The 22,040-nt window shown below is 67.9% G+C and carries 25 protein-coding genes; 9 read left to right on the plus strand and 16 right to left on the minus strand.

Annotation, left to right across the window (positions count from 1 at the left end; genetic code table 11):
• The first annotated feature begins 65 nt into the window (after nucleotides 1-65).
• Nucleotides 66-1,871: an autotransporter domain-containing protein gene (locus AC1RKE_RS10420; RefSeq protein ID WP_348682999.1), complete on the plus strand. Its 1,806-nt coding sequence runs from the start codon at nucleotides 66-68 to the stop codon at nucleotides 1,869-1,871.
• A 22-nt stretch (nucleotides 1,872-1,893) separates the two neighbouring features.
• On the opposite strand, the gene AC1RKE_RS10425 is transcribed toward AC1RKE_RS10420, so the two are convergent.
• On the minus strand, nucleotides 1,894-2,457 hold the full coding sequence (locus tag AC1RKE_RS10425) for a GGDEF domain-containing protein (RefSeq protein ID WP_054765410.1): 564 nt from the start codon (nucleotides 2,455-2,457) through the stop codon (nucleotides 1,894-1,896).
• Between the two features lie 178 nt (nucleotides 2,458-2,635).
• Here AC1RKE_RS10425 and purE point away from each other — a divergent pair, with 178 nt between their 5' ends.
• Both purE and AC1RKE_RS10435 read left to right on the plus strand, forming a co-directional pair.
• The gene (purE, locus tag AC1RKE_RS10430) at nucleotides 2,636-3,127 is read left to right on the plus strand and encodes a 5-(carboxyamino)imidazole ribonucleotide mutase (protein ID WP_333897125.1); all 492 of its coding nucleotides are present in this window, start codon (nucleotides 2,636-2,638) and stop codon (nucleotides 3,125-3,127) included.
• Nucleotides 3,128-4,210: a 5-(carboxyamino)imidazole ribonucleotide synthase gene (locus tag AC1RKE_RS10435; protein WP_348683001.1), complete on the plus strand. Its 1,083-nt coding sequence runs from the start codon at nucleotides 3,128-3,130 to the stop codon at nucleotides 4,208-4,210.
• Nucleotides 4,211-4,234: 24 nt separating this feature from the next.
• On the opposite strand, the gene AC1RKE_RS10440 is transcribed toward AC1RKE_RS10435, so the two are convergent.
• Complete coding sequence (locus AC1RKE_RS10440) at nucleotides 4,235-4,564, minus strand: DUF7709 family protein (protein WP_182713922.1); 330 nt, start codon at nucleotides 4,562-4,564, stop codon at nucleotides 4,235-4,237.
• Between the two features lie 96 nt (nucleotides 4,565-4,660).
• Entirely contained in the window at nucleotides 4,661-5,308 is a 648-nt protein-coding gene (locus AC1RKE_RS10445) for a COQ9 family protein (RefSeq protein ID WP_152949918.1), read from the minus strand.
• 188 nt (nucleotides 5,309-5,496) lie between these two features.
• Here AC1RKE_RS10445 and rpsU point away from each other — a divergent pair, with 188 nt between their 5' ends.
• Complete coding sequence (gene rpsU, locus AC1RKE_RS10450) at nucleotides 5,497-5,739, plus strand: 30S ribosomal protein S21 (protein WP_087120183.1); 243 nt, start codon at nucleotides 5,497-5,499, stop codon at nucleotides 5,737-5,739.
• A 112-nt stretch (nucleotides 5,740-5,851) separates the two neighbouring features.
• Here the strand turns inward: rpsU and AC1RKE_RS10455 are convergent, their stop codons facing one another.
• The 8 genes from AC1RKE_RS10455 to AC1RKE_RS10490 all read right to left on the minus strand — a co-directional run bounded on the left by AC1RKE_RS10455 (nucleotide 5,852) and on the right by AC1RKE_RS10490 (nucleotide 13,037).
• Nucleotides 5,852-7,213 (minus strand): ABC transporter permease, encoded by a 1,362-nt coding sequence (locus AC1RKE_RS10455; protein WP_348683002.1) that lies wholly within the window; start codon nucleotides 7,211-7,213, stop codon nucleotides 5,852-5,854.
• Nucleotides 7,210-8,160 (minus strand): ABC transporter ATP-binding protein, encoded by a 951-nt coding sequence (locus AC1RKE_RS10460; RefSeq protein WP_348683004.1) that lies wholly within the window; start codon nucleotides 8,158-8,160, stop codon nucleotides 7,210-7,212. Before AC1RKE_RS10460 ends, AC1RKE_RS10455 begins: the two co-directional genes overlap by 4 nt.
• A 75-nt stretch (nucleotides 8,161-8,235) precedes the next feature.
• Nucleotides 8,236-10,122, minus strand: coding sequence for a CocE/NonD family hydrolase (locus AC1RKE_RS10465; RefSeq protein ID WP_348683006.1), 1,887 nt, complete (start codon nucleotides 10,120-10,122; stop codon nucleotides 8,236-8,238).
• Nucleotides 10,123-10,192: 70 nt separating this feature from the next.
• The gene (locus AC1RKE_RS10470) at nucleotides 10,193-10,825 is read right to left on the minus strand and encodes a M23 family metallopeptidase (protein WP_054765418.1); all 633 of its coding nucleotides are present in this window, start codon (nucleotides 10,823-10,825) and stop codon (nucleotides 10,193-10,195) included.
• A 157-nt stretch (nucleotides 10,826-10,982) separates the two neighbouring features.
• Nucleotides 10,983-11,603 (minus strand): SAM-dependent methyltransferase, encoded by a 621-nt coding sequence (locus AC1RKE_RS10475; protein WP_152949920.1) that lies wholly within the window; start codon nucleotides 11,601-11,603, stop codon nucleotides 10,983-10,985.
• Between the two features lie 67 nt (nucleotides 11,604-11,670).
• Entirely contained in the window at nucleotides 11,671-11,895 is a 225-nt protein-coding gene (locus AC1RKE_RS10480; RefSeq protein ID WP_054765420.1) for a YdcH family protein, read from the minus strand.
• 48 nt (nucleotides 11,896-11,943) lie between these two features.
• A complete protein-coding gene (locus tag AC1RKE_RS10485; RefSeq protein ID WP_082382665.1) occupies nucleotides 11,944-12,441 on the minus strand; it encodes a TIGR02444 family protein in 498 nt (165 codons plus the stop codon).
• Nucleotides 12,438-13,037 carry a UbiX family flavin prenyltransferase gene (locus AC1RKE_RS10490; RefSeq protein WP_348683010.1) on the minus strand — a complete coding sequence of 200 codons (600 nt, stop codon included), beginning with the start codon at nucleotides 13,035-13,037 and terminating at the stop codon, nucleotides 12,438-12,440. Before AC1RKE_RS10490 ends, AC1RKE_RS10485 begins: the two co-directional genes overlap by 4 nt.
• 115 nt (nucleotides 13,038-13,152) lie before the next feature.
• Between AC1RKE_RS10490 and AC1RKE_RS10495 the strand changes: the two genes are divergently transcribed.
• Nucleotides 13,153-13,326: a YdcH family protein gene (locus AC1RKE_RS10495; protein WP_054765422.1), complete on the plus strand. Its 174-nt coding sequence runs from the start codon at nucleotides 13,153-13,155 to the stop codon at nucleotides 13,324-13,326.
• Between the two features lie 167 nt (nucleotides 13,327-13,493).
• On the opposite strand, the gene AC1RKE_RS10500 is transcribed toward AC1RKE_RS10495, so the two are convergent.
• The gene (locus AC1RKE_RS10500; protein WP_054765423.1) at nucleotides 13,494-14,162 is read right to left on the minus strand and encodes a DUF1013 domain-containing protein; all 669 of its coding nucleotides are present in this window, start codon (nucleotides 14,160-14,162) and stop codon (nucleotides 13,494-13,496) included.
• A gap of 221 nt (nucleotides 14,163-14,383) precedes the next feature.
• Here AC1RKE_RS10500 and AC1RKE_RS10505 point away from each other — a divergent pair, with 221 nt between their 5' ends.
• On the plus strand, nucleotides 14,384-15,016 hold the full coding sequence (locus tag AC1RKE_RS10505) for a beta/gamma crystallin-related protein (RefSeq protein ID WP_182713928.1): 633 nt from the start codon (nucleotides 14,384-14,386) through the stop codon (nucleotides 15,014-15,016).
• A 6-nt stretch (nucleotides 15,017-15,022) separates the two neighbouring features.
• Here AC1RKE_RS10505 and AC1RKE_RS10510 read toward each other — a convergent pair whose 3' ends face one another.
• Nucleotides 15,023-15,994, minus strand: a complete 972-nt coding sequence (locus AC1RKE_RS10510) for an NAD(P)H-quinone oxidoreductase (RefSeq protein ID WP_201462472.1) — start codon at nucleotides 15,992-15,994, stop codon at nucleotides 15,023-15,025.
• Between the two features lie 90 nt (nucleotides 15,995-16,084).
• Here AC1RKE_RS10510 and AC1RKE_RS10515 point away from each other — a divergent pair, with 90 nt between their 5' ends.
• The gene (locus AC1RKE_RS10515) at nucleotides 16,085-16,288 is read left to right on the plus strand and encodes a DUF1192 domain-containing protein (protein ID WP_054765426.1); all 204 of its coding nucleotides are present in this window, start codon (nucleotides 16,085-16,087) and stop codon (nucleotides 16,286-16,288) included.
• 104 nt (nucleotides 16,289-16,392) lie between these two features.
• Entirely contained in the window at nucleotides 16,393-16,908 is a 516-nt protein-coding gene (gene rcdA, locus AC1RKE_RS10520; RefSeq protein ID WP_224761396.1) for a protease adaptor protein RcdA, read from the plus strand.
• A gap of 18 nt (nucleotides 16,909-16,926) precedes the next feature.
• Here rcdA and AC1RKE_RS10525 read toward each other — a convergent pair whose 3' ends face one another.
• Together AC1RKE_RS10525 and rpmE are read right to left on the minus strand one after the other, a co-directional pair.
• Complete coding sequence (locus tag AC1RKE_RS10525) at nucleotides 16,927-18,489, minus strand: L,D-transpeptidase family protein (RefSeq protein WP_348683014.1); 1,563 nt, start codon at nucleotides 18,487-18,489, stop codon at nucleotides 16,927-16,929.
• 167 nt (nucleotides 18,490-18,656) lie between these two features.
• Nucleotides 18,657-18,881, minus strand: a complete 225-nt coding sequence (rpmE, locus tag AC1RKE_RS10530) for a 50S ribosomal protein L31 (protein WP_054765428.1) — start codon at nucleotides 18,879-18,881, stop codon at nucleotides 18,657-18,659.
• 138 nt (nucleotides 18,882-19,019) lie between these two features.
• Here rpmE and AC1RKE_RS10535 point away from each other — a divergent pair, with 138 nt between their 5' ends.
• Nucleotides 19,020-20,903, plus strand: coding sequence for an ABC transporter transmembrane domain-containing protein (locus AC1RKE_RS10535; RefSeq protein ID WP_191558344.1), 1,884 nt, complete (start codon nucleotides 19,020-19,022; stop codon nucleotides 20,901-20,903).
• Nucleotides 20,904-20,914: 11 nt separating this feature from the next.
• Here the strand turns inward: AC1RKE_RS10535 and AC1RKE_RS10540 are convergent, their stop codons facing one another.
• Nucleotides 20,915-21,964: a glycerophosphodiester phosphodiesterase gene (locus AC1RKE_RS10540; protein WP_395942304.1), complete on the minus strand. Its 1,050-nt coding sequence runs from the start codon at nucleotides 21,962-21,964 to the stop codon at nucleotides 20,915-20,917.
• Between the last annotated feature and the right edge of the window lie 76 nt (nucleotides 21,965-22,040).

Consider the following 22,040-nt stretch of genomic DNA (forward strand, 5'->3'; position numbering starts at 1 on the left):
CTCTTCGCAGAGTGGCGCATCCTCCGGCTTAACGGCCGCGACACAGACGGCTGTGGGAGGAACATATGTCACGCTATCTCAACGGCGCCGCCGCCGCGGCCCTGGCGCTCGTCGCCTGCGCCTTCGCCGGTTCGGCCTCGGCCCAGACCTATAATCGGCTGGTCGTCTTCGGCGACAGCCTCAGCGACAACGGCAATCTCTATCTGGCCTCGGCCGGCACGCAGCCGCCGTCGCCGCCCTATTATCAAGGCCGATTCTCCACCGGCCCGGTCTTTACGGAGTTGCTGGGCTTCAACGCCGCCAACTTCACCGGCTCGGTCAGCGGCAGCATCAACTACGCCTTCGGCGGCGCCCGCACCGATTCGTCGGCCGGCCCGCCGCCCGGCATGCTGACCCAGTTGGCCGCCTACACCAGTCGGGGCGGACGGTTCGCCGCGACCGATCTGGTCAGCGTCCTGGGCGGCGCCAACGACATCTTCCAGGGGCTGCCCGCCGCCGGGGCCTCGTCCAACCCGGTCGCCGCCATCACGCCGGTCGCCACGACCGCCGCCGCCAACGTCAACAGCCTGGTCAACAGCGTCGCCGGCGCGGGGGCGGGGACCATCCTGGTGACCAACCTGCCCAAGCTCAGTTTGACGCCGCAGTTCCGCGGTACGACGGCCGCGCCCCTGGCCGACTATGCGGTGACGACCTTCAACACCGCCCTGCAAACGGGCCTGAACACAACGGCGGCCGCCCGTCCGGGCAGCAACATCATCATGATGGACCTGTTCAAGATCGGCGACACCTTGGCGGCCAATCCCGGCCAGTTCGGTGTGACCAACGTCACCCAGGCCTGTTTCAACGGGGTGACGGTCTGTTCGAATCCCGCCAGCTACTTCTACTTCGACGGGGTGCATCCGACCGCGACGGGGCACCAGATCATCGCCCGACTGGCGACCGACTACCTCTATTACGGCGATATCGGTTCCCAGGCGGCCTTGCAGGGGGAGACCGCCTTCCGGCATCGGGAGGACGCTTTGGATGCGGCCAGCGAGGCCCTGTCCGGCCGCGAGGCCTGGGAGGCGGGCGTGGCGATCACCGCCTCGGCCATGGTCGACAGCGTCGAGACGGATGCGCGCGGCTCGGTCACCGATTCGTCCAGCGACGGCTGGGGTGCTCGCATCGCCCTGGAGGCCGGTCCGTCGGAGCATTGGCGTTTCGGCATGGCCGGGACGGCCCGCACCAGCGACGTCGAAAGCCAGGCCCTGACCTTCAGCGTCGAAAGTTTCGGCCTGGACCTGTACGGCGGCTGGCGCTCGGGCGACCTGTTCGTCAATGCGGCGGTCGGGGTGGCGCGCGACAATATCGACGACATCAAGCGCTTCACCAGCCTGGCGCCTCTCGTTCACACAGCCGAGACGCGCGCGCTCAGCACCGGGGCGCGGCTGCAGGGCGGGATGTGGTTCGAGATGGGGGGCGTGGCCCTGTCGCCTCGCGCCGCCGTCACCTGGGCGACCAGCGACGTCGACGGCTATTGGGAGCAGGGCGTCGCCGCCCAGTACCAGTACGAAGATCGCGAGATGAAGGCGATCAGCGGCGAGGTCGCTTTGCGGGCCGAGGCGGAGATGGGCCGTTTCGCCCTGTTCGCCGAGGGCGGCTATCGCGACGCCCTGGACGACAGTTCGGATCCGGTCCGCGTCGGCCTGTACAATAATCCGGCCCAGGTGCTGGAGCGTGAGGTGGAGGAACCCTTCGGCGGCCAGTTCCTGGCCTCGGCGGGGGTGGAGGGCTCGGTCGGCCCTGTGAAGGTGTCGGTGGCCTATCGTGGTCGCTACGGCGAACACGCCGACAGCCATATGGGCGGCGTCCAGCTGCGCCTGCCCCTGTAGGACGGAAGGCGGGGAAGGGGCCTCAGCGCCCCTTCTTGCGCACCCACATGGCGGCGTCGGCCTCGGTCAGCCAGACCTCGGCGTCCGTATGGCCGTCCCAGGCGCGGACCCCGAAAGAGCCCCCCAGGGGGGTGCGTTCGCCGTTCCAGACGAAGCCTTCGGTCTCCAGAGCCTCGGCCAGCTGTCGCGCCTTGGCCCGCCCGTCTTCCTGGCCGGCGTTCAGCATCAAGAGGGCGAATTCGTCACCGCCCAGGCGGCCCACGGCGTCGGATTCCCGCAGATGGCCGATCATCATCCGCGCAACGGCCACCAGCGCCGCATCCCCGGCGGCGTGACCCAGGCGGTCGTTGACCCCCTTGAACCCATCCATATCCAGATAAAGCAGGACTGCCGGCACCTCATGCCGCTGGCAATAGGCCATGGCCCTTTGTAGGGCGGCGACGAAGCCTCGACGGTTCAGGGCCGGGGTCAGGACGTCGTGATCGGCCGCCGCCTCGGCCGCCGCCGCGCGCTGTTTCCAGGCGTCCAGCTCGGCGCGCAGGCGCGCGATCTCGGCGGTCAGGTCGTGTTCGGCCACGTCGGTCACGGCGCAGGCAGGCTCCGGCGGCGCGACTCAGACGGACGCGCGATAGGTCGATGTTAGAGGCTGGACGGCAGAGATTGAAGGCGGCGGGGCGCGGATTCCGGCGATGAACCGGCGCTGTTCGGTTGCGGCGGCGCCCCGTGTGCTGTAACGGGCGCCTTTCCGCGAGGGGCCTTGAACTATGGCGACTTCCGCAACGCCGGTGGCGATCATCATGGGCAGCCGTTCGGACTGGCCGACGATGAAGCTGGCCGCCGACAAGCTGGATCAGCTGGGCGTCGCCTGGACGGCCAAGGTCGTCAGCGCCCACCGCACCCCGCAGCGACTGGTCGAGTTCTCCACCGGCGCCAAGGCGGCGGGCTTCAAGATCATTATCGCCGGAGCCGGGGGCGCCGCCCATCTGCCGGGCATGGCCGCCTCGATGACGGACCTGCCGGTGCTGGGCGTCCCGGTTCAGTCCAAGGCCCTGAAGGGCATGGATAGTCTGCTGTCGATCGTGCAGATGCCGGCCGGCGTCCCGGTCGCCACCCTGGCCATCGGCGAGGCGGGCGCCGCCAACGCCGGCATCCTGGCTGCCCAGATCCTGGCCCTGTCGGATGAAGCCCTGGCCCAGCGCCTCGCCGCCTTCCGCGCCGCCCTGACCGATTCCGTCGCCGAAACCGTCGAGGACTGAGTGCCCCAGCTTCCGCTTCCCCCAGGCTCGACCCTCGGCATCCTCGGCGGAGGCCAGCTGGGCCGGATGCTGAGCCAGGCCGCCTCGCGCCTGGGGTTCGACGTCGTGATCCTGGATCCGGAACCGAACAGCCCTGCGGGCCGCGTGTCCCATAGCCAGATCGTCGCCGCCTACGACGATCCCGACGCCCTGACGGCGCTCGGCCGCGCCGCCGACGTCGTGACCTTTGAGTTCGAAAATGTGCCGGCCGCCTCCATCGAGCGGCTGGCCGAGGCCGGCGCCCTGGTCGCGCCGGGGCCGACGGCGCTTCGCGTGTCGCAGGACCGGGTGGACGAAAAGACCTTTCTGAACGCCGTCGGCGCCCCGACGGTGGATTTCGCCGTGGTCGATACGTTGGACGACCTGGTCGTCGGCCTGACGGAGCTGGGCCTGCCCGCCCTGCTGAAGACGCGCCGCGAGGGCTATGACGGCAAGGGCCAGGTCTGGATCCACGCCATCGAGGACGCGCCCGCCGCCCTGGAAAGCCTGGGCGGCCGTTCGGCGATCCTGGAGGCCAAGGCGACCTTCGTGCGCGAACTGTCGGTCATTGCCGCCCGCGACTGGGACGGTGATATGGCGGTCTATCCGCTGGGCGAGAACCGGCACGAGGGCGGGGTGCTGCGCACGACCCTGGCCCCCGCCGCCGTCGACGAAAAGACCCAGGTGCGCGCCCGCGCCATCGCCGAGGCGATCCTGGACGGTCTGGACTATGTGGGCGTGATCGGGGTCGAGCTGTTCGACCTCGGAGACGACGTTCTGCTGGTCAATGAGATCGCCCCGCGCGTCCACAATACCGGCCACTGGACTCAGGACGGCTGCGTCTGCGACCAGTTCGAACAGCATATCCGCGCCGTCGCCGGCTGGCCCCTCGGCCCCACGGCGGCCCATGCCCGGATCGAGATGAAGAATCTGCTGGGCGACGAGGTCGATCAATGGCGCGCCCTGTCGGCCAAGGCCGATGAACGGCTGCACCTCTACGGCAAGGCCGAGGCCCGACCGGGCCGCAAGATGGCCCATGTGAACCGGGTGTTGGGGGCGGTCTGAGGCCGTCTGTGGCGATCGCTTCGGTCAGCGACCCGATTCGTCGACGATGTGAGCCAGCGCCAGTCGCCCGACGAAGGCTCGTCCCGGATTGTCGCCGGCGCACCATTCGTGCGGGCTGAACAGGTCGAACAGGCCGATCTTGGCCAGTGTGGGCACGGCCAGTTCCAACTGGCGCTCCACATCGCCCCGTGCGCCCTGATTATAATGTTCGATGTTGAGCAACATGGTGGCGACCGTGCCGGTCTGGACCGTGCTGCCGTCCTTCAACTTCACAGCGGGCAGGCGTTCCCCATCCGCCACAAGCTTCTGGTTGATCGCGTTCAAGGCGGTCGTGTGAAGAATCTCGTCGGCCATGCGCATCGCTCCTGGGACTGAAGCTTAGCTGGCGCTCACCCGTCTCGAATGCAACGCTGCGCAGCGACAAAGGAGCGAAAGCGGCGAGACGGGCGCCTAACCTCGCGCCCCATAACGGATGCGACTCAGCACATCCGTCACCTTGCGGAACGGCGCCTCGAAATCCTTGCCAGCCTTCCACTTTTCGAAGGCCATGACGTTTTCGATGCGGCGAGCGACAAAGGCTTCCGCCGCCTCGCTGCCGTCGAACCAGCGCATCGTCAGGGCGGGAATCAGTATGCCCGACAGGATGGTCCGCTTCGAATAGTGGTTCCAGTCGGTCGATTCATCCCCAGCCCAGCGCCACAGATGGTCGGCCGTCTCCCACGCCAGCTTCAGCCCCAGATCGGTGTTGGTCGGCAGGGCCAGGAAGGCGGCGCAGCGGCGCGTCGCCTCCAGATCGGCGGCGCCGGCCTCCATCCGTTCGGACACGGCGCGGGCGATTCGCTCGCGAATCTTCAGCGACTTGGGATCGACGGCGCCCAGGGCCTCCAGGGCGCGCGCGTCGTGGCGGCGCGACAGCAGGGCCGCCAGATCCCGCGCGCCGTTGGGCAGCAGCAGTTCCTCATCCCCCACCGAGAGGCCGCAGGCTTCGCACGCCTCCCGGACCAATCGGGCGTTCCAGCCCAGGGCGGGGGCGCGGGCGACGGCGGCGTCCAGCACGGTCTGTTCGGTCTGATCGGCCCAATCGTCGGTCTGTGTCATTGGCGGATCATACGCCCGTCTTTTCGGGGTTTCGAGCCTGGAAGAATGGTTGCGACGAACTGGACAGACGCGACGGGCTCGTGTATCAGCCCGCCTTCATCCGAGAGCCTCGCTCCCGGGAGAGGATTTTATTTGTCTGCCCGTCTCCCTTCGAAAGGACGCGGCGGGCGGCCAAAGGAGAGATACCCCTGGTTCAGATTTTCGTCCGCGACAACAACGTCGATCAAGCGCTGAAAGCCCTCAAGAAGAAGATGCAGCGCGAAGGCAGCTTCCGTGAAATGAAGCGCCACGTGCACTACGAAAAGCCTTCGGAAAAGCGCGCCCGCCAAAAGGCCGAGGCCGTCCGTCGCGCCCGCAAGCTGGCCCGCAAGCGCGCCCAACGCGAAGGCCTGCTGCCTGCGCCCAAGCCGCGCGTCCCCGGCGGCCGCTAAGGCTCAGCCCGAAAGGGCTCAGGCGTAGGCCGAAAGATCAAAGGCCGCTTCCCTCGGGAAGCGGCCTTTTTCTTGTCGCCTCCGTGGTGCGAGGCGGAGAGGAGGCGGCGCCTCATCCCCGTCCCGTCACCGCCCGTCCGAACGTCTTCCAGCTCAGCTTCACGTCTGACAGGGCGCCGGCGCGGAAGGCGCGGCCGGCGATCCAGACCATCAGGGCGGCGGTGGCGAACATGCCGATCAAGGTCAGAACGACCTCGATCAGGGGCGGATCGCTGGGCGCCCGCGCGCTCATCAGGAAGGGGGTGAAGAAGGGTATCCACGACAGGACCTTCACCACCGGCGCGTCAGGGCTGGTCAGGGCCATCTGCATGACCAGGATCGGCACGATCAGGATCATCATGATCGGCCCCATCAGGGTCTGGGCGTCGCGCGGCGTCTCGCAGAAGGCGCCGATGGCCGCGAACAGCACGGCGTACATCAGATAGCCGCCGACCATATAGGCGATGAAATAGAAGACCAGGCCGCCGTCCAACAGCACCTCGCCGATCGTCGCCGCCGTATCGGGCGAGGCCGATGTCAGGACCGAGGTTCCGATTCCCGCCCAGACCGCCAGCACCGTCAAGGTCAGCATCGCCACCCCCAGCACCTTGCCGGTCAGGATTTCCGAGGCGGAGGCCGAGGACAGCAGCACCTCTAGAATCTTGTTCGACTTCTCCTCCATCACGCTGTTCAGCAGGATGGAGGCGCCGGTGATCACCAGCGACCAGAGCAGGAAGCCGGCGCCCAGGCCGATGAAGGCCGGAATTCGATCACGCATCGACACCTCGCCCCCGCTGGCGGCGTTGGGCGAAAAGGCCTTCACCTCGGGCTTGAAGGATTCGATCTGCTCGACCAGGGACGGGGCGACGCCTGCAGCGGTCAGGGCCTGGTCGCGATAGCCGGTCCGCAGGGCGTTGCGGACGAAGTCGGCGACGTCATTGTCCATGGCCCGCGCGGTCCAGACCTGGGCCTGGGGCTTGCCGTCGACGCGGCTCAAGAAGACCACGGCGTCCACGCGCCGGTCCTTGGACGCATCCTTGTCCAGCACCTCGCGCAAGGCCGCCTCACGTGCGGCGCCGGGCGCCGCGACGGTGAGGGCGGGCGGGGCGTCGATCAGCCGCATCTTCGGACCGCTGATGGAGGCGGCGGCGCGGCCGGCCGCGGCCTGGCCCTTCTGGGCTGCTTCCTGCACCCGCTCCGCCAGACGGTCCTTCTCTTCCTGAAGGGCGGCGCGCACCTCGGCGGCCAGGCCGGTCGCCGCCGGACCGTCCTCGATCACCGTCACTACCTTGATCGGTTCCGCCGAGCGGATCAGCAGGGGGATGCCCCCGCCCAGGACGGCGAACATCGGAAAGGCCAGAAGCGACAGCCAAAAGCCCACGGTCTTGGCGTAGGCGACATATTCGCGGCGCGCGATCAGCAGGGTGCGTTTCATTGGACCGCCTCCACGCGGACGGCGGGTTGATCGGGATTGTCGCCGGTCAGGCCGATGAAGGCGTCGTGCAGGGTCGGCTCCTTCAGGGCGAAGCCCCGAACGTCCAGCCCGCTCAGGAAGGCGGCCTTCAGCGTGTCCTGGCCCCCCGCGCCGGCCGCGAGCACGATCTTCAGTCGGCGCACCCCGTCCTGATCGGACAGGGTCTCGACCCCCGCCACGCCGGGCAGGGCGCCGGCCGCCTCGGGCGAGATGGCGCCTTCCAGGTCCAGGACGCGGGGGGAGGTGGTCTTGGCCTCCTCGACCGTGCCTTCGAACGCCTTACGCCCCTTGGCCAGCAGCACCACCTTGTCGCACAGCCGTTCGGCATGCTGCATCACATGGGTCGAGAACAGGACCGTCGCCCCGTCCGCCGCCAGGCCGCGGATCATCTCCTCCAGCCCCTGCTGGTTCATCGGATCGAGGCCCGAGAAGGGCTCGTCCAGGATGACGAACTCGGGCCGGTGCACCACGGCGGCGATCAACTGGACCTTCTGAGCCATCCCCTTGGACAACTCCTTCATCTTCTTCTTCTGCGCCGCGCCCAGGCCCTGCTGCTCCAGCAACTGCCTCGCGCGCCTCTTGCCTTCGTGAGAGGGGAGGCCCTTCAGGGCGCCGAAGAAGGCGATGGCCTCCACCGGGGTCATCTTCTTATAGAGACCACGCTCCTCCGGCAGGAAGCCGATCCGGTCGCGGACCAGCCGTCCGTCCGGCGCGCCCAGGATGGCGATCCGGCCCGAGGTCGCCGGTTGCAGCCCCAGGATCATCCGCAGGGTCGAGGTCTTGCCCGCGCCGTTCGGCCCCAGAAAGCCGCAGATCGAGCCCTTGGGCACTTCGAAGCTCAGATCGCGCACGGCGTCGAAACCGCCGTACCGCTTGCTCACGCTCTCCAGCGTCAACGCAGCCGTCATTCCGTCTCCCCTTATGGTTGCGGCCAGCCTAGCAAGGCGGAAGCGGTTCAGGCCAGCCGCTTCCGCCCCGTCGCCCTATTTCAGGACGGGCAGGTCGATGTAGGAGGCGTCGTCTCCGGCGTGATGCAGGGCGTTGTCGGCGACCCGGCCCTGGGTCTCGCTTTCGTTCGGCCCGCCGGTGTTCAGATTGCGGACGAATTTCGGGAAGTTGGAGCTGGTCACCTCGACCCGGATGCGGTGGCCCGGCTGGAAGGTGTTGCTGATGGTGATCGGCGTGGGCTGCACCGTCGCGATCTGGCCGGGCGTCAGGGGGGTGGGCCGGTCGTAGCCGGTGCGATAGCGGGCTCGCATGATGGTGTCGCCCAGGATATAGGCCGTCCCATCCGGCGCCACATCCACCAGCTTGACCGCGAAGTCGGTGTCGGGCGCCGATGACGACACCTTCAGCACCGCATCGACGAAGCCCGTCACCTGCATCGGCTCGGTCAGCGGCTCCGAGGTATAGACCAGCACGTCGTTGCGCGCCTCGATCTGACGCTGGTCAAAGGCGCCGGCCGTGACCAGCCCGCCGTTGCAGCAGTCGCCGCCGCCGATGGTCTGGACCGGGTTCATCGGATCATAGCGATAGCGGTCGGCCTGTTCGCCCGCCGGCGGCGCCTCGGGGCTCAGCCGGCCGTCGCCGTTCAGACTGTTGGCCGCCCCGCCGGATCGCAGATACATCCGCACGGTCTGGACGCCGGCCGGCGGCCACTGGGCGGCGGTGCGCCATTCGTTCTGGCCCATGTTGAAATATTGGACGTGCGGCGTGCTGTCGGGGAAGGCGCGGCGCTCGCCCTTCAGCCAACGGTCGAACCAGGCCAGGACCAGGCCGTCCGCGTCGAAACTGGCGTCGCCCAGGTCGCGATCGCCCGAGCGGAAACCGGCCTTCAGCCCGGCGAAGGCGCAGTGAGTGTTCGGCCCCACCACCACATACTGGTTCTCGGCCGCCTCGCGGTCCTGGGTGGTCGAGCGAGCGTGATTGAACAGCTCCATGTTCGGCCCGATGGAGACGTCGTACCAGCTGTTGAACCACAGGGCCGGCACGCCCCAGCCCATGTCGTCGTGATAGAGGCCGCCCTCGCGCCAGGCCGGATCGGCGGGCGTGCGGGCGATCAGTTCCTCGAAGGTCGCGGGGGGCTCGCCCAGGTCCTTCAGCATCTCGTTGACCGGCAGATGGCGGATCTGGCTGGGCCAGTTCACCTCGGGCTTCTTGGCGTCCAAGTCGTTGTAGCGGACGATGCGGGCGCGGGTCTCCTGGTCCGTCTCCGCCGGGATCTGGGCGCGAAGCGGATTGTCGACACCGTACAGCCAGACGAAGAAAAGATTGCGCGGCACGCCGCCGGTGTACCAGTTGCCCTGTTCCTGGAACCGCCCGACCTTGCCGATTCCGGCGCCCGACGCCTGGGGGACCATGGCCGCATGGGCGGGATGGTTCTGGGCCGCCAGCGCCAGCTGCCATTCGGCCGAGGACGAGCAGCCCAGGGTGCCGACCTTGCCGTTCGACCAGGGCTGGGCTGCGATCCAGCTCAGGGCGTCATAGCCGTCCGTCTGGGGATAGCCCAGGATCTGATAGTCCCCGCCCGAGAAATAGCGCCCCCGCTCGTTCTGGATGACCAAGGCATAGCCGCGGCTGACCCAGGTCAGGGCGCTGCGGGTGGTGCGGGGGTTATAGGCCAACTCATTATAGGGGGTGCGGATGAAGACGGTCGGCAGGGGCCCCTGGGCGTTCTTGGGCCGATAGATGTTGGTGGCCAGTCCGACTCCGTCGCGCATCGGCACCATGACCGCCATCTGCACATCGGCGATGCGGGACAGTTCGGTCTGGGCGGCCGCATCGCTGTACCGGCCATAGTCCTGGGCGGCGACCACGGCGGGCGTAGCCGCCAGTACGGCCGCGACGACGGCGGCGACGATTCTGTTCATGATGATGCCCCTCCAAAAAGCTTGCAGAAGGTTAGGCTGCAAAGAAGGGCGCGGCAATCTTTCGCCGGGATCAGTCCTTCGCCTTGACCGCCACCTTGAAATGGCGGCCCACGATCTTGGCCGGGTTCACCTGGGCGCCGCTGCGGCGCACTTCGAAATGCAGATGGGGGCCTGTCGAATAGCCGGTCGAGCCGACCAGGCCGATTCGCTGTCCGCTCGTCACCAGATCGCCGCTGGCCACATCAATGCGGCTGAGGTGGCCGTAAAGGGTGCTGAGGCCGTTCGGATGGCGCACCTCGATAAAGGCGCCGTAGCCCCCGGCCTCATAGCCGGTGCGGACGATCCGGCCCTCTGCAGCGGTGAAGACCGACGTTCCCTTGGGCGCGGCGATGTCCACGCCCTTGTGCGCGCGGGCGCGGGCCTCGATCGCCAGCTTGCGCAGGCCGAAGGGGGAGTTGATCGCATAGCCGCGCACGGGGGCGGAAAACCCGATCTCCCGCATCACCGGACCGGCCTTTTCGACCTGAGCCTTCACCGGCGGGGCCACGGGCTCGGCCGCAACTGTCGGCGCCGCTTCGCGCGTCACGCCGGGGGCGGCGGCGGCGGCCAGCAGGGCCACGGTCGCAAAGGCGGCGGTCTGGCCGCCGTGGATCAATAGGCTTTTGCAACGCGCCAGGGGCGCGTCGGTCAGCAGGCGTCGCATTCGGCGGCGTCTCCAGCTTGGACAGGCTCTGGATTGAGCCGGAGCATGGAGCGACACGCGCGGGCGCGTTCGAAACCGTCATGCTCCTGGAAGCGGCGCTTATGCTCCTAGGCTGGGGCGACTTTTGGACCCTGATCGGGCCGGGATGGGGCTGGGCCTAATCCAGCGGGCGTCGCGCGACCAGGTCGATCAGGGCCGAACGGCCCCTGTGGCCGGCGCCTTCGTCCAGATCAGCCTCATAGGCGTGTAAGTGCTCGATCCCGAAATCGCCGAACGCCGCCTCCAGCAGTTCAGGGGTGTAGAGCTGTTCGACCTGGGAAGGCCCCCCGGTGCCGTAGTCCAGCTGGCGCGGCGTATAGCCGTGCAACAGGATCAGGCCGCCCGGCTTCACCGACCGCTTCATTCCCTCAAAGATCGCCGCACGGAAGTCGGGTGGCGCGAACTGGATAAAGACCGCCGCCACGGCGTCATAGGCCGCTTCCGGCCAGGTCCAGCCCTCAAGGTCCTGAATCTGGAAATCGACCTCGACCCCCTCCCGCGCGGCCAGGCGTCTCGCCTTGTCCTGCGCGGCGGGCGAAATGTCGGTGGCGGTCACCTGGTGGCCCAGCCGGGCGAGATAGACGGCGTTCCTGCCTTCGCCGTCGGCGGGCGTCAGAATCCGACTGCGGGGCTTCAGCCGGTCGGCGTGCGTCACCACGAACTGGCTGGGCGCCGTGCCGAAAACATAGTCGGCGGTCGCCGCATAGCGGGCGTCCCAGCCGTCACTCAAGGTCGCCATGATCGGCCTCCATTCCTGCGAATGGCTATCATTTGCGACCATTCGACGCAACGCAAGCCGCTGGACCTCAGGCGATGATGTCCGGCAGGATCTGATCCTCGATTTTGACGATCTCGTCCTTCAGCGCCAGCTTCTTGCGCTTCAGCCGGGCGATCAGCAGCTGGTCTGGAACAGCCGCCTCGGACAGGGCGTCGATCGAGGCCGAGAGGTCGGCGTGCTCCTGGCGCAGCAATTTGACGCGGGCGTGAAGCGCCGCCTCTTCTTCGGTGATGTCCGGCACATCGTCGTTCATCGTGCAGTCCATCTTGCAGTCGGTAGAGCCAACATAGTCGGACGACCTTCAGGCGGAAAGGGTTTCGGCCAGCCGCTGCAAGGCCGGGCGAGGCGTCACCGGCGCCCAGAGCCGCGCCGTAGCGACCAGGGCTTCCAAGGCAGGGCGCGGCGACGCGCGGGGCGCGTGGTCGTCCGCTTCGTGGATCAGGGCTTCCAGGGCGGCGAGCAGATGGCGTTCCGCCTCCAGCTCCAGCCCCTTGATCTTCTCGCGGACCGCCAGGCGCGGCGCGTCCTCGATGTCGGGGACGGGCGCCTTCAGGGTGCGGCGAACGGCGCGCAGCGGCGCGACCACCACCCCGTCCCAGGCGCGGGCGATGTCGCAGGCCGCCTCGATCGTCTCGGCGTCGGCTTCATGGCCGGCCGCAGCGGCCCAGGCCGACCACAGCAGCAGGGGAACATTCTGGTCGTGGCTGTCCTGCAAGGCCAGGCAGGCCTCGCTGACGCCGGGTCGCCCATAGGCGGCGACGGCCCAGTCCCACAGGCTGCGCGTCTCGACGGCGGTCACTTCAGCCCGTCCCAGCGCCGCACGGCGCTCCAGTCCAGCCCGAACAGATCCAGGCTCCGCCCCACCGACTGGTCCACCATCTCCAGGATCGATTCCGGCCGCGCATAGAGGGCGGGCAGGGGCGGGGCGATGGTCGCGCCCATTTCGGCCAGGGCCGTCATCGTCCGCAGATGGCCCAGATGGAAGGGCGTCTCACGCACCATCAGCACCAGCGGCCGGCGCTCCTTCAACGTCACGTCGGCGGCGCGGGTCAGAAGCGAGGAGGTCACGCCCGTGGCGATCTCGCTCATCGTCTTGATGGAGCAGGGGGCCACGATCATGCCCAGCGTCTTGAAAGAGCCCGAGGCGATGGTCGCCCCGACGTCGGCCAGTTTGTGAACGACCGAGGCCTTGGCGGTCAGGTCGTCGGGCGACAGATCGGTCTCCTGCGACAATGTGAGCAGGGCGGCCTTGGTCACCACCAGATGGGTCTCGACGCCTAAATCCTTCAGCGCGTCCAGCGTCCGCGCGCCGTAGATCGCGCCTGACGCCCCTGAAATTCCGACCACCATCCGATAAGGAGCAGTCCGTATGGCTCCGTTCACATCATCGACCATTTTTGGGGCCAGCCTCCGTCGTGTCCGGACGAAAAGCAGTCACTGGAATGTGATTCCACAGCCTGCCGAACCGGGCGCTCACTCTACTGGTCCCTAACCAACGGAGGCGCAAGCCATGACCATCGAGGCTCGTATTCGCGAACTGGGTAATCGGCACCGCATGCTGGATCAGACGATCCAGCGAGAACTCAACCATCCGTCCGTGGACACGCTGCAGGTCAAGGAATTGAAGCAGAAGAAGCTTCGCTTGAAGGAAGAGATCACCATTCTGGAGCAGCGGGCCCACTGAGGGTCGCGCACGCTCAGACGACGACGGCCCCGGAGACCGCTCTCCGGGGCCGTTTTTATTCCCGTCATCCTCGGGCTTGACCCGAGGATCGGATGATCCGCCGCTGGTGCGAAGACGTCAGCGCACGGCGCCGGGCCCTCGGGTCAAGCCCGAGCGCGACGGACGGATCAATCCTTGGCGCCGAACACCGATTCCGCCGTCGGCTCGGCGCCGGGACGCTGGCGGGCTTCGGGAACGAATTCCGGCTCTTCCTCGACCTCTTCGGCCACGGGCAGGATGGTGCCGCCGCCGTTCTTCAGATCGTCCTTGGCCTTCTTGTCGGCGGCCTTCTTGACGATCTCGTCCAGGGCCAGCTGACCGACCAGGCCCAGGGTCACCGGATCGACCGGCTTGATGTTGGCGCTGTTCCAGTGGGTGCGGTTGCGCACGCTCTCGATCGTGGACTTGGTCGTGCCCAGCAGTTTGGCGATCTGGGCGTCGGTCACTTCCGGGTGGTTGCGCACGAACCAGGCGATGGCGTCGGGCCGATCCTGACGACGCGACACAGGGGTGTATTTCGGCGCAGGCTTGGCCGACTTCAGCAGTTCGGCATGGCGGCTGACGATCGCCTTCATGCGATAGTTTTCGTCGGCCTGGGCCTTGTCCAGCTCTTCGCGAGTCAGTTGGCCGCCGGTGACGGGATCGACGCCGCGGATGTCGCGGGCCACGTCGCCGTCGGCGATGCCGCGGACTTCCAGCGGATGCAGACCGCAGAAGTCGGCGATCTGCTCGAAGCTGAGGGAGGTGTTGTCGACCAGCCAGACCGCAGTGGCCTTGGGCATCAGAATGTCGCTCATGGGGCGTTCGTTCCGGTAGGGTGGGGGCCGCCGAATGAGGGTTCGGCAGACGTTGGATACGACGGCGCCCGGCCTTTCGACCGGGCGCTTATGGTTTCGATATAGGCCTATTCGCCTGAAAAGAAAACGTCGCCCGACATTCTCGTACAGCCACGGTTCATCCGAGGTGCGGCAACCTTCGCCTTAATCGAGGCTTTCGCCTTTGGGAGAGGAGAACCACCATGCCCATTCTGCTCGGCGCCGCCATGGCCGCCGCCCTGGCTTCCGGCCAGGACATCACCGCCCAGCGGGTCGCCCCGCGCGGCAGCTACAGCCGGTCCTGCACCGAGGCCTACACCCACCGCGGACGGCTTTACGCCGACTGTCGCGACATGCGGGGCCGCATTCGCGGCACCTCGATCGAACTGGCCCGGTGCGGAGACGCAGAGATCGCCAATATGGACGGCCTTCTGGTCTGCGGCCGCGAGCGGGGGGACTATGAAGATCGTCGTCCCGACTATCCCGGTGGGAACGGCGGATGGAACGGCGAAGACAATGGCGGGGGTTGGGGCGGCGGCTCGGGCGGCGGCTGGAACGGAGGATGGGGCCGGACCTCCATCACCGTCTATGAAAACGCCAACTTCCGCGGCGCCTCGCGCGAGTTCGTCGATGAGGACCGCAACCTGGGCCGCACCCCCTTCAACGACCGGATCAGCTCCATGCGCGTTCGCGGCCGATGGGAGGTCTGCACCGACGCCGAGTTCCGGGGGCGCTGCCGCATCGTCGAAGGCGACGTCCGCTTCCTGAGCGACGGCTTCAACGACCGCATCTCCTCGATGCGGCCGGTGCGGGGCGGCGGGCGCTGGGATCGCTGACGGCGGTTAAGGCGTCAGCACGAACTTGCCGATGTGATCGCCGGCCTCCAGCGCGCCATGCGCCTCGGCGGCCTTGTCCAGCGGATAGACAGCCTGCACCGGCGGTCGCACCGCGCCGGAGGCGACCCAGGGCCAGACCGTCGCCTTAACGGCGGCGGTCAGCCGGGCCTTCTCATCGGCCGATCGGCTGCGAAGGGTCGATCCCGTCAGGACCAGCCGCTTCAGCATGATCCGCATCAGGTCGATTTCGACCACCGATCCGGACAGGGATGCGATGACCACCCAGCGACCGCCGGGCTTCAACGCCTTCAGGTTCAGTTCGGCGTAGTCTCGGCCCACCATGTCCAGCAGCACATCGACGCCGCCCGCTTCGGCGATTGCGGCCGCCAGGTCGTCGGATCGGGCGTCCAGGCTGACATCGGCGCCCAAAGCCTGGGCCGCCTTCGCCTTGTCCGCCCCGCGCGAGGTGGCGATCACCGCAGCGCCCGCCGCCTTGGCCATTTGGATCGCCGTCACCCCTATGCCGCTGGTCGCCCCGTGGATCAGCAGCGTCTGGCCCGCCTTCAGCCCGCCCGCCTCGAACACATTGGCGAAGACGGTGAAGACGGTCTCGGGCAGGGCGGCCGCCTGAACGAAGGACAGGCCCTCCGGGATCGGCAGAACGTGGCGGGCGTCCACCACCGCCTGTTCGGCATAGCCTCCGCCGCCCAGCAGGGCGCAGACCCGGTCGCCCCGGCGCCACTGGCTCACGCCTTCGCCCAGGGCCGCGATTTCGCCCGCGACCTCCAGTCCCAGGATAGGCGAGGCGCCGGGCGGGGGCGGATAGCCGCCCCGCCGCTGCAGCAGGTCGGGCCGGTTGATTCCGGCCGCGCGCACCTGGATCACCACCTCGCCGGGGCCGGGCGTCGGATCAGCCTGTTCGGCGATCTTCAGCGCCTCAGCCGGACCCGAACCGCCCTCGATCTGGATAAGCCGCATGTCGCCTCCGCTTGCATTCGTCGCAGTCCGCGCGTTCAGATAGGGGTTCCGGCCGACTTCGGCCATGACAGGCGCAGAAAGGCGACGACCATGTTCGACGATTTCGAGCCTCGCCCGCGGCGTGGAGAGGCCCTGACCACTCTTGAGCGCGAGGATCTGGACTCCTATTCGATTGAAGATCTGCAGGAGCGGATCGGCGCCCTGACGGCCGAAATCACTCGCGCCCAGACAGCGATCGAGAAGAAACAGGCCAAGAAAAGCGCCGCCGACGCTCTGTTCAGCTTTAGACCCTGATCGCCCGCGTCTCAAATCCGTGGCATGACGGTTGCAAACCCTTCGGCCCAGGCCGTTTGTGGCCCCAAGTCGGAACAAGCCTAACCTTCATGATGATGTCCCCCATGACCCTGAGCGACGATCAAGACATGGCCGCCCGGGCCGAACGCGCTCGCAAGGTGCAGGATTTCACCCGTTCCGAACTGTTCGACCGCACCTTCCGCGAAGGCATGGAACTGGTGGAGGAGACGGCGGCCTATCTGGACGGAGAGGGACGTCGCGATTCCAAGATGCTGTCCCGCTCGGCCGCCCTGGCCTATGCGGCCGAAAGCATGAAGCTGACCACGCGCCTGATGCAGATCGCCTCCTGGCTTCTGGTGCAGCGGGCCGTACGCGAGAACGACATGACGGCCGAGACCGCCTGCGAGCCGCGCTATCGTCTGAACGACCGCAAGATCGAGAGCCAGCCCAGCCACGCGGAACTGCCGATCGCCCTGGTCGAATATCTGGTCCGGTCGGAAAAACTGTTCGACCGCGCCCTCTATCTCGACCGCCGCATGTATCTGGAGGCGCCTGAGGAACAGCCGCAGAATCCGGTCCTCAGCCAGCTGGGCCTGCTGGAAGCCGCCTTCAAGGGCTGACGCCTCTAAAGCCCGACCTTACGGCCCGACGTCGTCAGCGTCGCGACGCCCGTCGTCGATCGGGCGAGGCAGGCTGACGGCGATCCCCAGCGCCTGGGCCAGCTTGCCGTCGCGGCCATAGACGTCCTCGCGGAAGGCGACCCGCCCCTGACCGTCCACGAAGGCGGTCCAGTACAGCAGCCGCACCGTGATTTCGCGCCCGGTGGTCACGCGAGTGGTCTCACGCGTCTGCTGGGCCGTGTCGAACTCGGCCAGCTTGGCGGGATCGGGCGACAGCAGCAGCCGGGCGAATTCCACGGCGTTCTGCACCCGCACGCAGCCATGGCTGCGCTGACGCATGGACAGGTTGAAGGCGGCCTTGGACGGGGTGTCGTGCAGGAAGATGGCGTAGCTGTCGCGCAGCTCGAACTTCACATAACCCAGGGCCGACTTCGGCCCGGCGCGCTGGATCACTGTTCCGTTGGCCACATACATGTCGTTGGCCGCCAGATAGCCTGGGCCCTTGGGCAGGATCTCGCGCCGCGCGATGCCGGCGGGCACGTACCAGGGCGGATTGGCGACCACCGAGGCGAAGGGCTTCTCCAGGCTGGGCGTTTGGTTCTCGGCCGAGCCGACCACCACCCGGTTGGAGTGCACCGGCTTGCCGTCTTTCCAATAGACCATGATGGCGGCGGCGGTGTTGACCTCGATCCGCTCCGGCGCAACGTCGCGCTTCAGCCAGCGGCGGCGTTCCAGGTTCAGGGCGATCTGACGCGCCCGGTCCTCGGCCGAGGCTGAGAGGGAGCGCTGGGTGCCCGTTCCGATGCGGCCGTCTGCGCCCAGGCCGTGCCGCGTCTGGAAGCCCTGGACCGCCTGTTGCAGCTCGGCGCCGTAAGTCAGGCCCTGGGCCTTCAGCCGCGCGCCCTGCGCCGCCGTCAGATCGCCCTCGGCCGTCAGCCGGTCGATCAGGGCGGGGATGCGGCGGTCGCTCATGTTGGGTTCGATCGTCGGGCCGGCCGGGAAGGCGGGCCAGCCGCCGCCGGCGGCCAGTCGGCGATAGCGCACATAGCCGGCCGACAGGTTCTGATAGCCGATGTCGGTCGGCACCAGACCCTCGAACCAGTCCAGCAGGATGTTGCGGGCCAAGGCGTCGCTGAGGCCGCGCGGCAGGTCCACGCGGTTTTTCTGCATTTCCCACAGATCCTCGACCGTCTCGGGCCGCACCTTGCCCTCGGCCAGGACGCGGCCATAGGCCAGGGCCGCCGCCGTCGTGCGCAGATCGGCCGAGGCGGGATCGGCGGCTAGGCCCACGAAGTCGAAATAGTCACCCGCCGACAGGCCGTGGCGCTCGGCTCGGGCGGCGACGGCGTTCAGGGCGCGCATCCGCTCGCCGGTCCATACCGCCCGCCAGCCGTTCATCTCATAAAAGGCGCGAACGTCCGGTTGCTGGGTTTCGGGCAGACGCGAAATCTGATCGTTGAAACTGTTGTAGAAGGCGGTGGCCGCCGCAGGGCGCTGGATGGAAACCTGTTGCGCCCGCGCAGCGGAGGCGAGGGCGATCGTCGCCGTTGCGACGCCCAAACCCAGTTCCCGTCTATTCATAATCCGTCCGCTTCTCGATGGCCCGATCCCCGTGAACCGACGCCCTTGTTCTTGCTGATTTGAACGCCGTCCATGTTACCGACGTTCCAGGCAAACAAAAAGCGCCGGCCATCGGACCGGCGCTTTTCGTGACGTGATTGCCGCGATGTGTCGCAGCCAGGACGCGCTTACTTCTTGATGAAGCCGGCGAACTTGTTGTTGAAGCGCGAAACGCGACCGCCGCGGTCCATCAGCTGGGCGTTGCCGCCGGTCCAGGCCGGGTGCGTCGTCGGGTCGATGTCGAGGGCCAGCTTGTCGCCTTCCTTCCCGTAGGTCGAACGGGTCTGATAGGTCGTGCCGTCGGTCATCACCACAGTGATGAAGTGATAGTCGGGGTGGGTGTCCGCCTTCATGGGTCGTCGTCCGGTCTCTGGGCGCGATGACGATGCCGACCGTCGCTGCGCATGAAATGAGAAACCCGCCAGAAAATCCGGCGGGAATGAGGGGCGGCGTTTACACCGGGGGGCGTTCCGGGGCAAGAGGCGGTCGCAATGACTGATCAATCCGCCGCCTCCGCCCGCTCCGCCAGTCTTCCTGCGGGGCGCGCCGCCGGCGCGGCCAGCCTGGACGGGCGGCCCAGCGCCGGCGCTGTCCTGGCCGAACAGATGTCTGAAGCGGGCGAGAAGCGCGCGAAACGCCGGGACATCCGGCCCCTGGCCCGGCTGATTCCCTATGCGCTTCGGCACAAGGGCCACGCCCTCATGGCGGTCTTCTGGCTGCTCTTGTCCACCACCGCCTCCCTGGGGCTGACGGCCCTGGCCCGAGGGGCCATCGACCACGGATTTGAAGACGGCGGCGCGCGCCTGAACCTTTGGTTCCTGCTGCTGGGGGCCAACGCCCTGTTCCTGGGGCTCGCGACCGCCGCCCGCTATTTCTACGTCACCCGGACGGGCGAGCGGGTCATCGCCGACGTCCGAAAGGGGCTGTTCGGCCGCATCCTGACGCTGGACCCTTCCTTCTACGCCCATATGCGGACCGGCGAGGTGCTGTCGCGCCTGACCACGGACATCGCCCTGGTCGAGACCCTGATGACCACCTCGGTCTCCTATGCGCTGCGGAACTTCCTGACCCTGATCGGCGGGGTGGTGCTGCTGTTCTTCGTCAGTCCGAAACTGACCGGCCTGGTCCTGTTGATCGTGCCGTTCCTGCTGGGGCCGATCTTCATTTTCGGCCGCCGGGTCCGCAAGCTGACCGTCGCCTCCCAGGACCGGTTCGCCGGCGCCGTCGGCTTCGCCGGTGAAAGCGTGGACGCCGTCGAGACGGTCCAGGCCTTCGGGCGCGAACACAGCGCCATCGCCCGCTTCGGCGCGGCGGTGGAAGACGCCTTCGACGCCTCTCTGAAGCGGATGCGGGCGCGGGCCTGGATGACGGCCCTGATCATCGTCGTCATGTTCGGCGGCGTGACTCTGGTCCTGTGGCTGGGCGCGCGCGATGTGGTGGCCGGTCAGATGACGCCCGGCGCCCTTCTTCAATTCGTCCTCCTGTCGGTCTTCGCCGCCGGGGCCGTGGGCGCGCTCGGCGAAAGCTGGGGCGATGTGCAGAAGGCCGCCGGCGCCATGGAGCGGATCGAGGAGCTGATGCGGGCCACGCCCGACATCGCCGCCCCGGCCCGGCCCGTCGCCCTGCCCACCCCGCCGCGCGGCGAGGTCTCCATGTCGGCCGTCGATTTCGCCTATCCCGGCCGGCCCGATCTTCCGGCCCTGAAGGGGTTCAGCCTGACCGTCCGTCCCGGCGAGACCGTGGCTCTGGTCGGTCCCTCCGGCGCGGGCAAGTCCACCGTCTTCCGCCTGCTGCTGCGCTTCTATGATCCGCAGACCGGTCTGGTCTCGGTCGACGGGGTGGACGTGCGCCAGGCCGATCCGGTCGAGGTTCGCAATCGCTTCGCCTGGGTGTCGCAGGAGACGCCGCTGTTTTCAGGCTCGGCCTTGGAGAACATTCGCTTCGGCCGCGAGACCGCCACCCTGGAAGAGGCCCGCGCCGTCGCTGAAAAGGCTCAGGCCCTGGGCTTCATCGACGCCCTGCCGGAAGGCTTCGACACCCCACTGGGCGAACGCGGCAAGAGCCTGTCGGGCGGTCAGCGCCAGCGTCTGGCCATCGCCCGGGCCCTGGTCCGCGACGCCCCCATCCTGCTGCTGGACGAGGCGACGAGCGCCCTCGACGCCGAAAGCGAACGGCTGGTCCAGGCGGCCCTGGATCAGGCCATGACCGAACGCACCACCCTGGTCATCGCCCACCGCCTCGCCACCGTCCTGCGCGCCGACCGTATCGTGGTCATGGACGACGGCCGTGTGGTGGAGGAGGGGACCCACGCCCAGCTGGTCGCACAGGGCGGCCTCTACGCCCGCTTGGCCGAGCTTCAGTTCCGGGCGGATTGAGCCGAAGGCCCTTAGTTGGACCAAGGATTCGCGGAGCGTCCTGATCGCGCCAAGGCCGGAAAGTCGGTGAAGACGGCGTCCACCCCCGCCTCGGAGAAGGCGGCGGCGTAGCCGGCCATGTCGCCGTGGTCCGCAAAGCCTTCGCCCCGGCGCCGCTCGGCGGGCAGGAAGGCGTTCTCGGCCCTGAGGGTCCAGATCACCACCTTCAGCCCTGCGGCGTGGGCGTCGGCGACCAGGGCGCTCGGTCCGGTCGTCCGCCCGTCCGCGTCTCTCGGCAGGACCAGGGTCATGTCCGGCGCCGCCCAATCGGCATAGGCGGCCATGGCCTTCAGCCCTTCCGGCGTGATCATCTGGGCATAGGTCAGGTCCGGCCGATCCACGGGCCCGCCCTCGGACGCGATCAACTGGGCCAGGGGCGCGTCGATCCGCCTCGACAGCCGCTCCAGCGGCCCGACCTCGAAACACTGGATGATGATCGGGGCGTCGGCGCCGGTCAGGTCCAGTCGTCTCAGCTCGGCCACAAAGGCGTCCTCCATCGGCAGGCCGATGCCGGCGAAATAGGTCGGGTGTTTCAACTCGGGCGCCACCGCTATGGTCCGGCCCGTCCGGGCCGAGGCCTCGCGCGCAATGGCGACCACCTCGTCGAAGGTCAGGATCGGCTCGCGCCCGTCATAGGCGGCGCTGCCGGGCCGAAAGGCGGGCAGCCGTTCCTTGGCCCGCAGCGTCTTCAGCTCGGCCAGGGTGAAGTCCTCGGTGAACCAGCCCGTGACCTCGGTCCCGTCGATGGTCTTGGTGGTCTTGCGATCCGCAAACTCCGGCCGTTCGGCGACATCGGTCGTTCCGCTGATCTCGTTCTCGTGCCGGTCGATGAAGACCCCGTCCTTGGATAGCACCAGATCCGGCTCGATCACGTCCGCGCCCTGCTGGATCGCCAGTTCATAGGCCGCCCGCGTATGCTCGGGGCGTTCGCCCGAGGCGCCGCGATGGGCGATGATCAGCGGCTGGGCCATGGCCGGCGTTCCGACAAGGAGGGCGAGGGCGGTGACGATGGCGCGGATCATGCCCCCTGGATAGGGTTGCCGCGCGACAAGGATATGAATGTCTACTCCCCACGCAGTGGGGAGGGAGACCGCCTCC

The organism is Brevundimonas sp. GW822-FHT03E11, from assembly GCF_058801445.1.

Coding starts and splice junctions, on each gene's coding strand:
- AC1RKE_RS10420 (WP_348682999.1), top strand. CDS start 66: ATGTCACGCTATCTCAACGGCGCCGCCGCCGCGGCCCTGGCGCTCGTC.
- purE (WP_333897125.1), top strand. CDS start 2,636: ATGGCGACTTCCGCAACGCCGGTGGCGATCATCATGGGCAGCCGTTCG.
- AC1RKE_RS10440 (WP_182713922.1), bottom strand. CDS start 4,564: ATGGCCGACGAGATTCTTCACACGACCGCCTTGAACGCGATCAACCAG.
- AC1RKE_RS10445 (WP_152949918.1), bottom strand. CDS start 5,308: ATGACACAGACCGACGATTGGGCCGATCAGACCGAACAGACCGTGCTG.
- AC1RKE_RS10455 (WP_348683002.1), bottom strand. CDS start 7,213: ATGAAACGCACCCTGCTGATCGCGCGCCGCGAATATGTCGCCTACGCC.
- AC1RKE_RS10460 (WP_348683004.1), bottom strand. CDS start 8,160: ATGACGGCTGCGTTGACGCTGGAGAGCGTGAGCAAGCGGTACGGCGGT.
- AC1RKE_RS10465 (WP_348683006.1), bottom strand. CDS start 10,122: ATGAACAGAATCGTCGCCGCCGTCGTCGCGGCCGTACTGGCGGCTACG.
- AC1RKE_RS10470 (WP_054765418.1), bottom strand. CDS start 10,825: ATGCGACGCCTGCTGACCGACGCGCCCCTGGCGCGTTGCAAAAGCCTA.
- AC1RKE_RS10475 (WP_152949920.1), bottom strand. CDS start 11,603: ATGGCGACCTTGAGTGACGGCTGGGACGCCCGCTATGCGGCGACCGCC.
- AC1RKE_RS10480 (WP_054765420.1), bottom strand. CDS start 11,895: ATGAACGACGATGTGCCGGACATCACCGAAGAAGAGGCGGCGCTTCAC.
- AC1RKE_RS10490 (WP_348683010.1), bottom strand. CDS start 13,037: ATGGTCGATGATGTGAACGGAGCCATACGGACTGCTCCTTATCGGATG.
- AC1RKE_RS10495 (WP_054765422.1), top strand. CDS start 13,153: ATGACCATCGAGGCTCGTATTCGCGAACTGGGTAATCGGCACCGCATG.
- AC1RKE_RS10500 (WP_054765423.1), bottom strand. CDS start 14,162: ATGAGCGACATTCTGATGCCCAAGGCCACTGCGGTCTGGCTGGTCGAC.
- AC1RKE_RS10505 (WP_182713928.1), top strand. CDS start 14,384: ATGCCCATTCTGCTCGGCGCCGCCATGGCCGCCGCCCTGGCTTCCGGC.
- AC1RKE_RS10510 (WP_201462472.1), bottom strand. CDS start 15,994: ATGCGGCTTATCCAGATCGAGGGCGGTTCGGGTCCGGCTGAGGCGCTG.
- AC1RKE_RS10515 (WP_054765426.1), top strand. CDS start 16,085: ATGTTCGACGATTTCGAGCCTCGCCCGCGGCGTGGAGAGGCCCTGACC.
- rcdA (WP_224761396.1), top strand. CDS start 16,393: ATGACCCTGAGCGACGATCAAGACATGGCCGCCCGGGCCGAACGCGCT.
- AC1RKE_RS10525 (WP_348683014.1), bottom strand. CDS start 18,489: ATGAATAGACGGGAACTGGGTTTGGGCGTCGCAACGGCGACGATCGCC.
- rpmE (WP_054765428.1), bottom strand. CDS start 18,881: ATGAAGGCGGACACCCACCCCGACTATCACTTCATCACTGTGGTGATG.
- AC1RKE_RS10535 (WP_191558344.1), top strand. CDS start 19,020: ATGACTGATCAATCCGCCGCCTCCGCCCGCTCCGCCAGTCTTCCTGCG.
- AC1RKE_RS10540 (WP_395942304.1), bottom strand. CDS start 21,964: ATGATCCGCGCCATCGTCACCGCCCTCGCCCTCCTTGTCGGAACGCCG.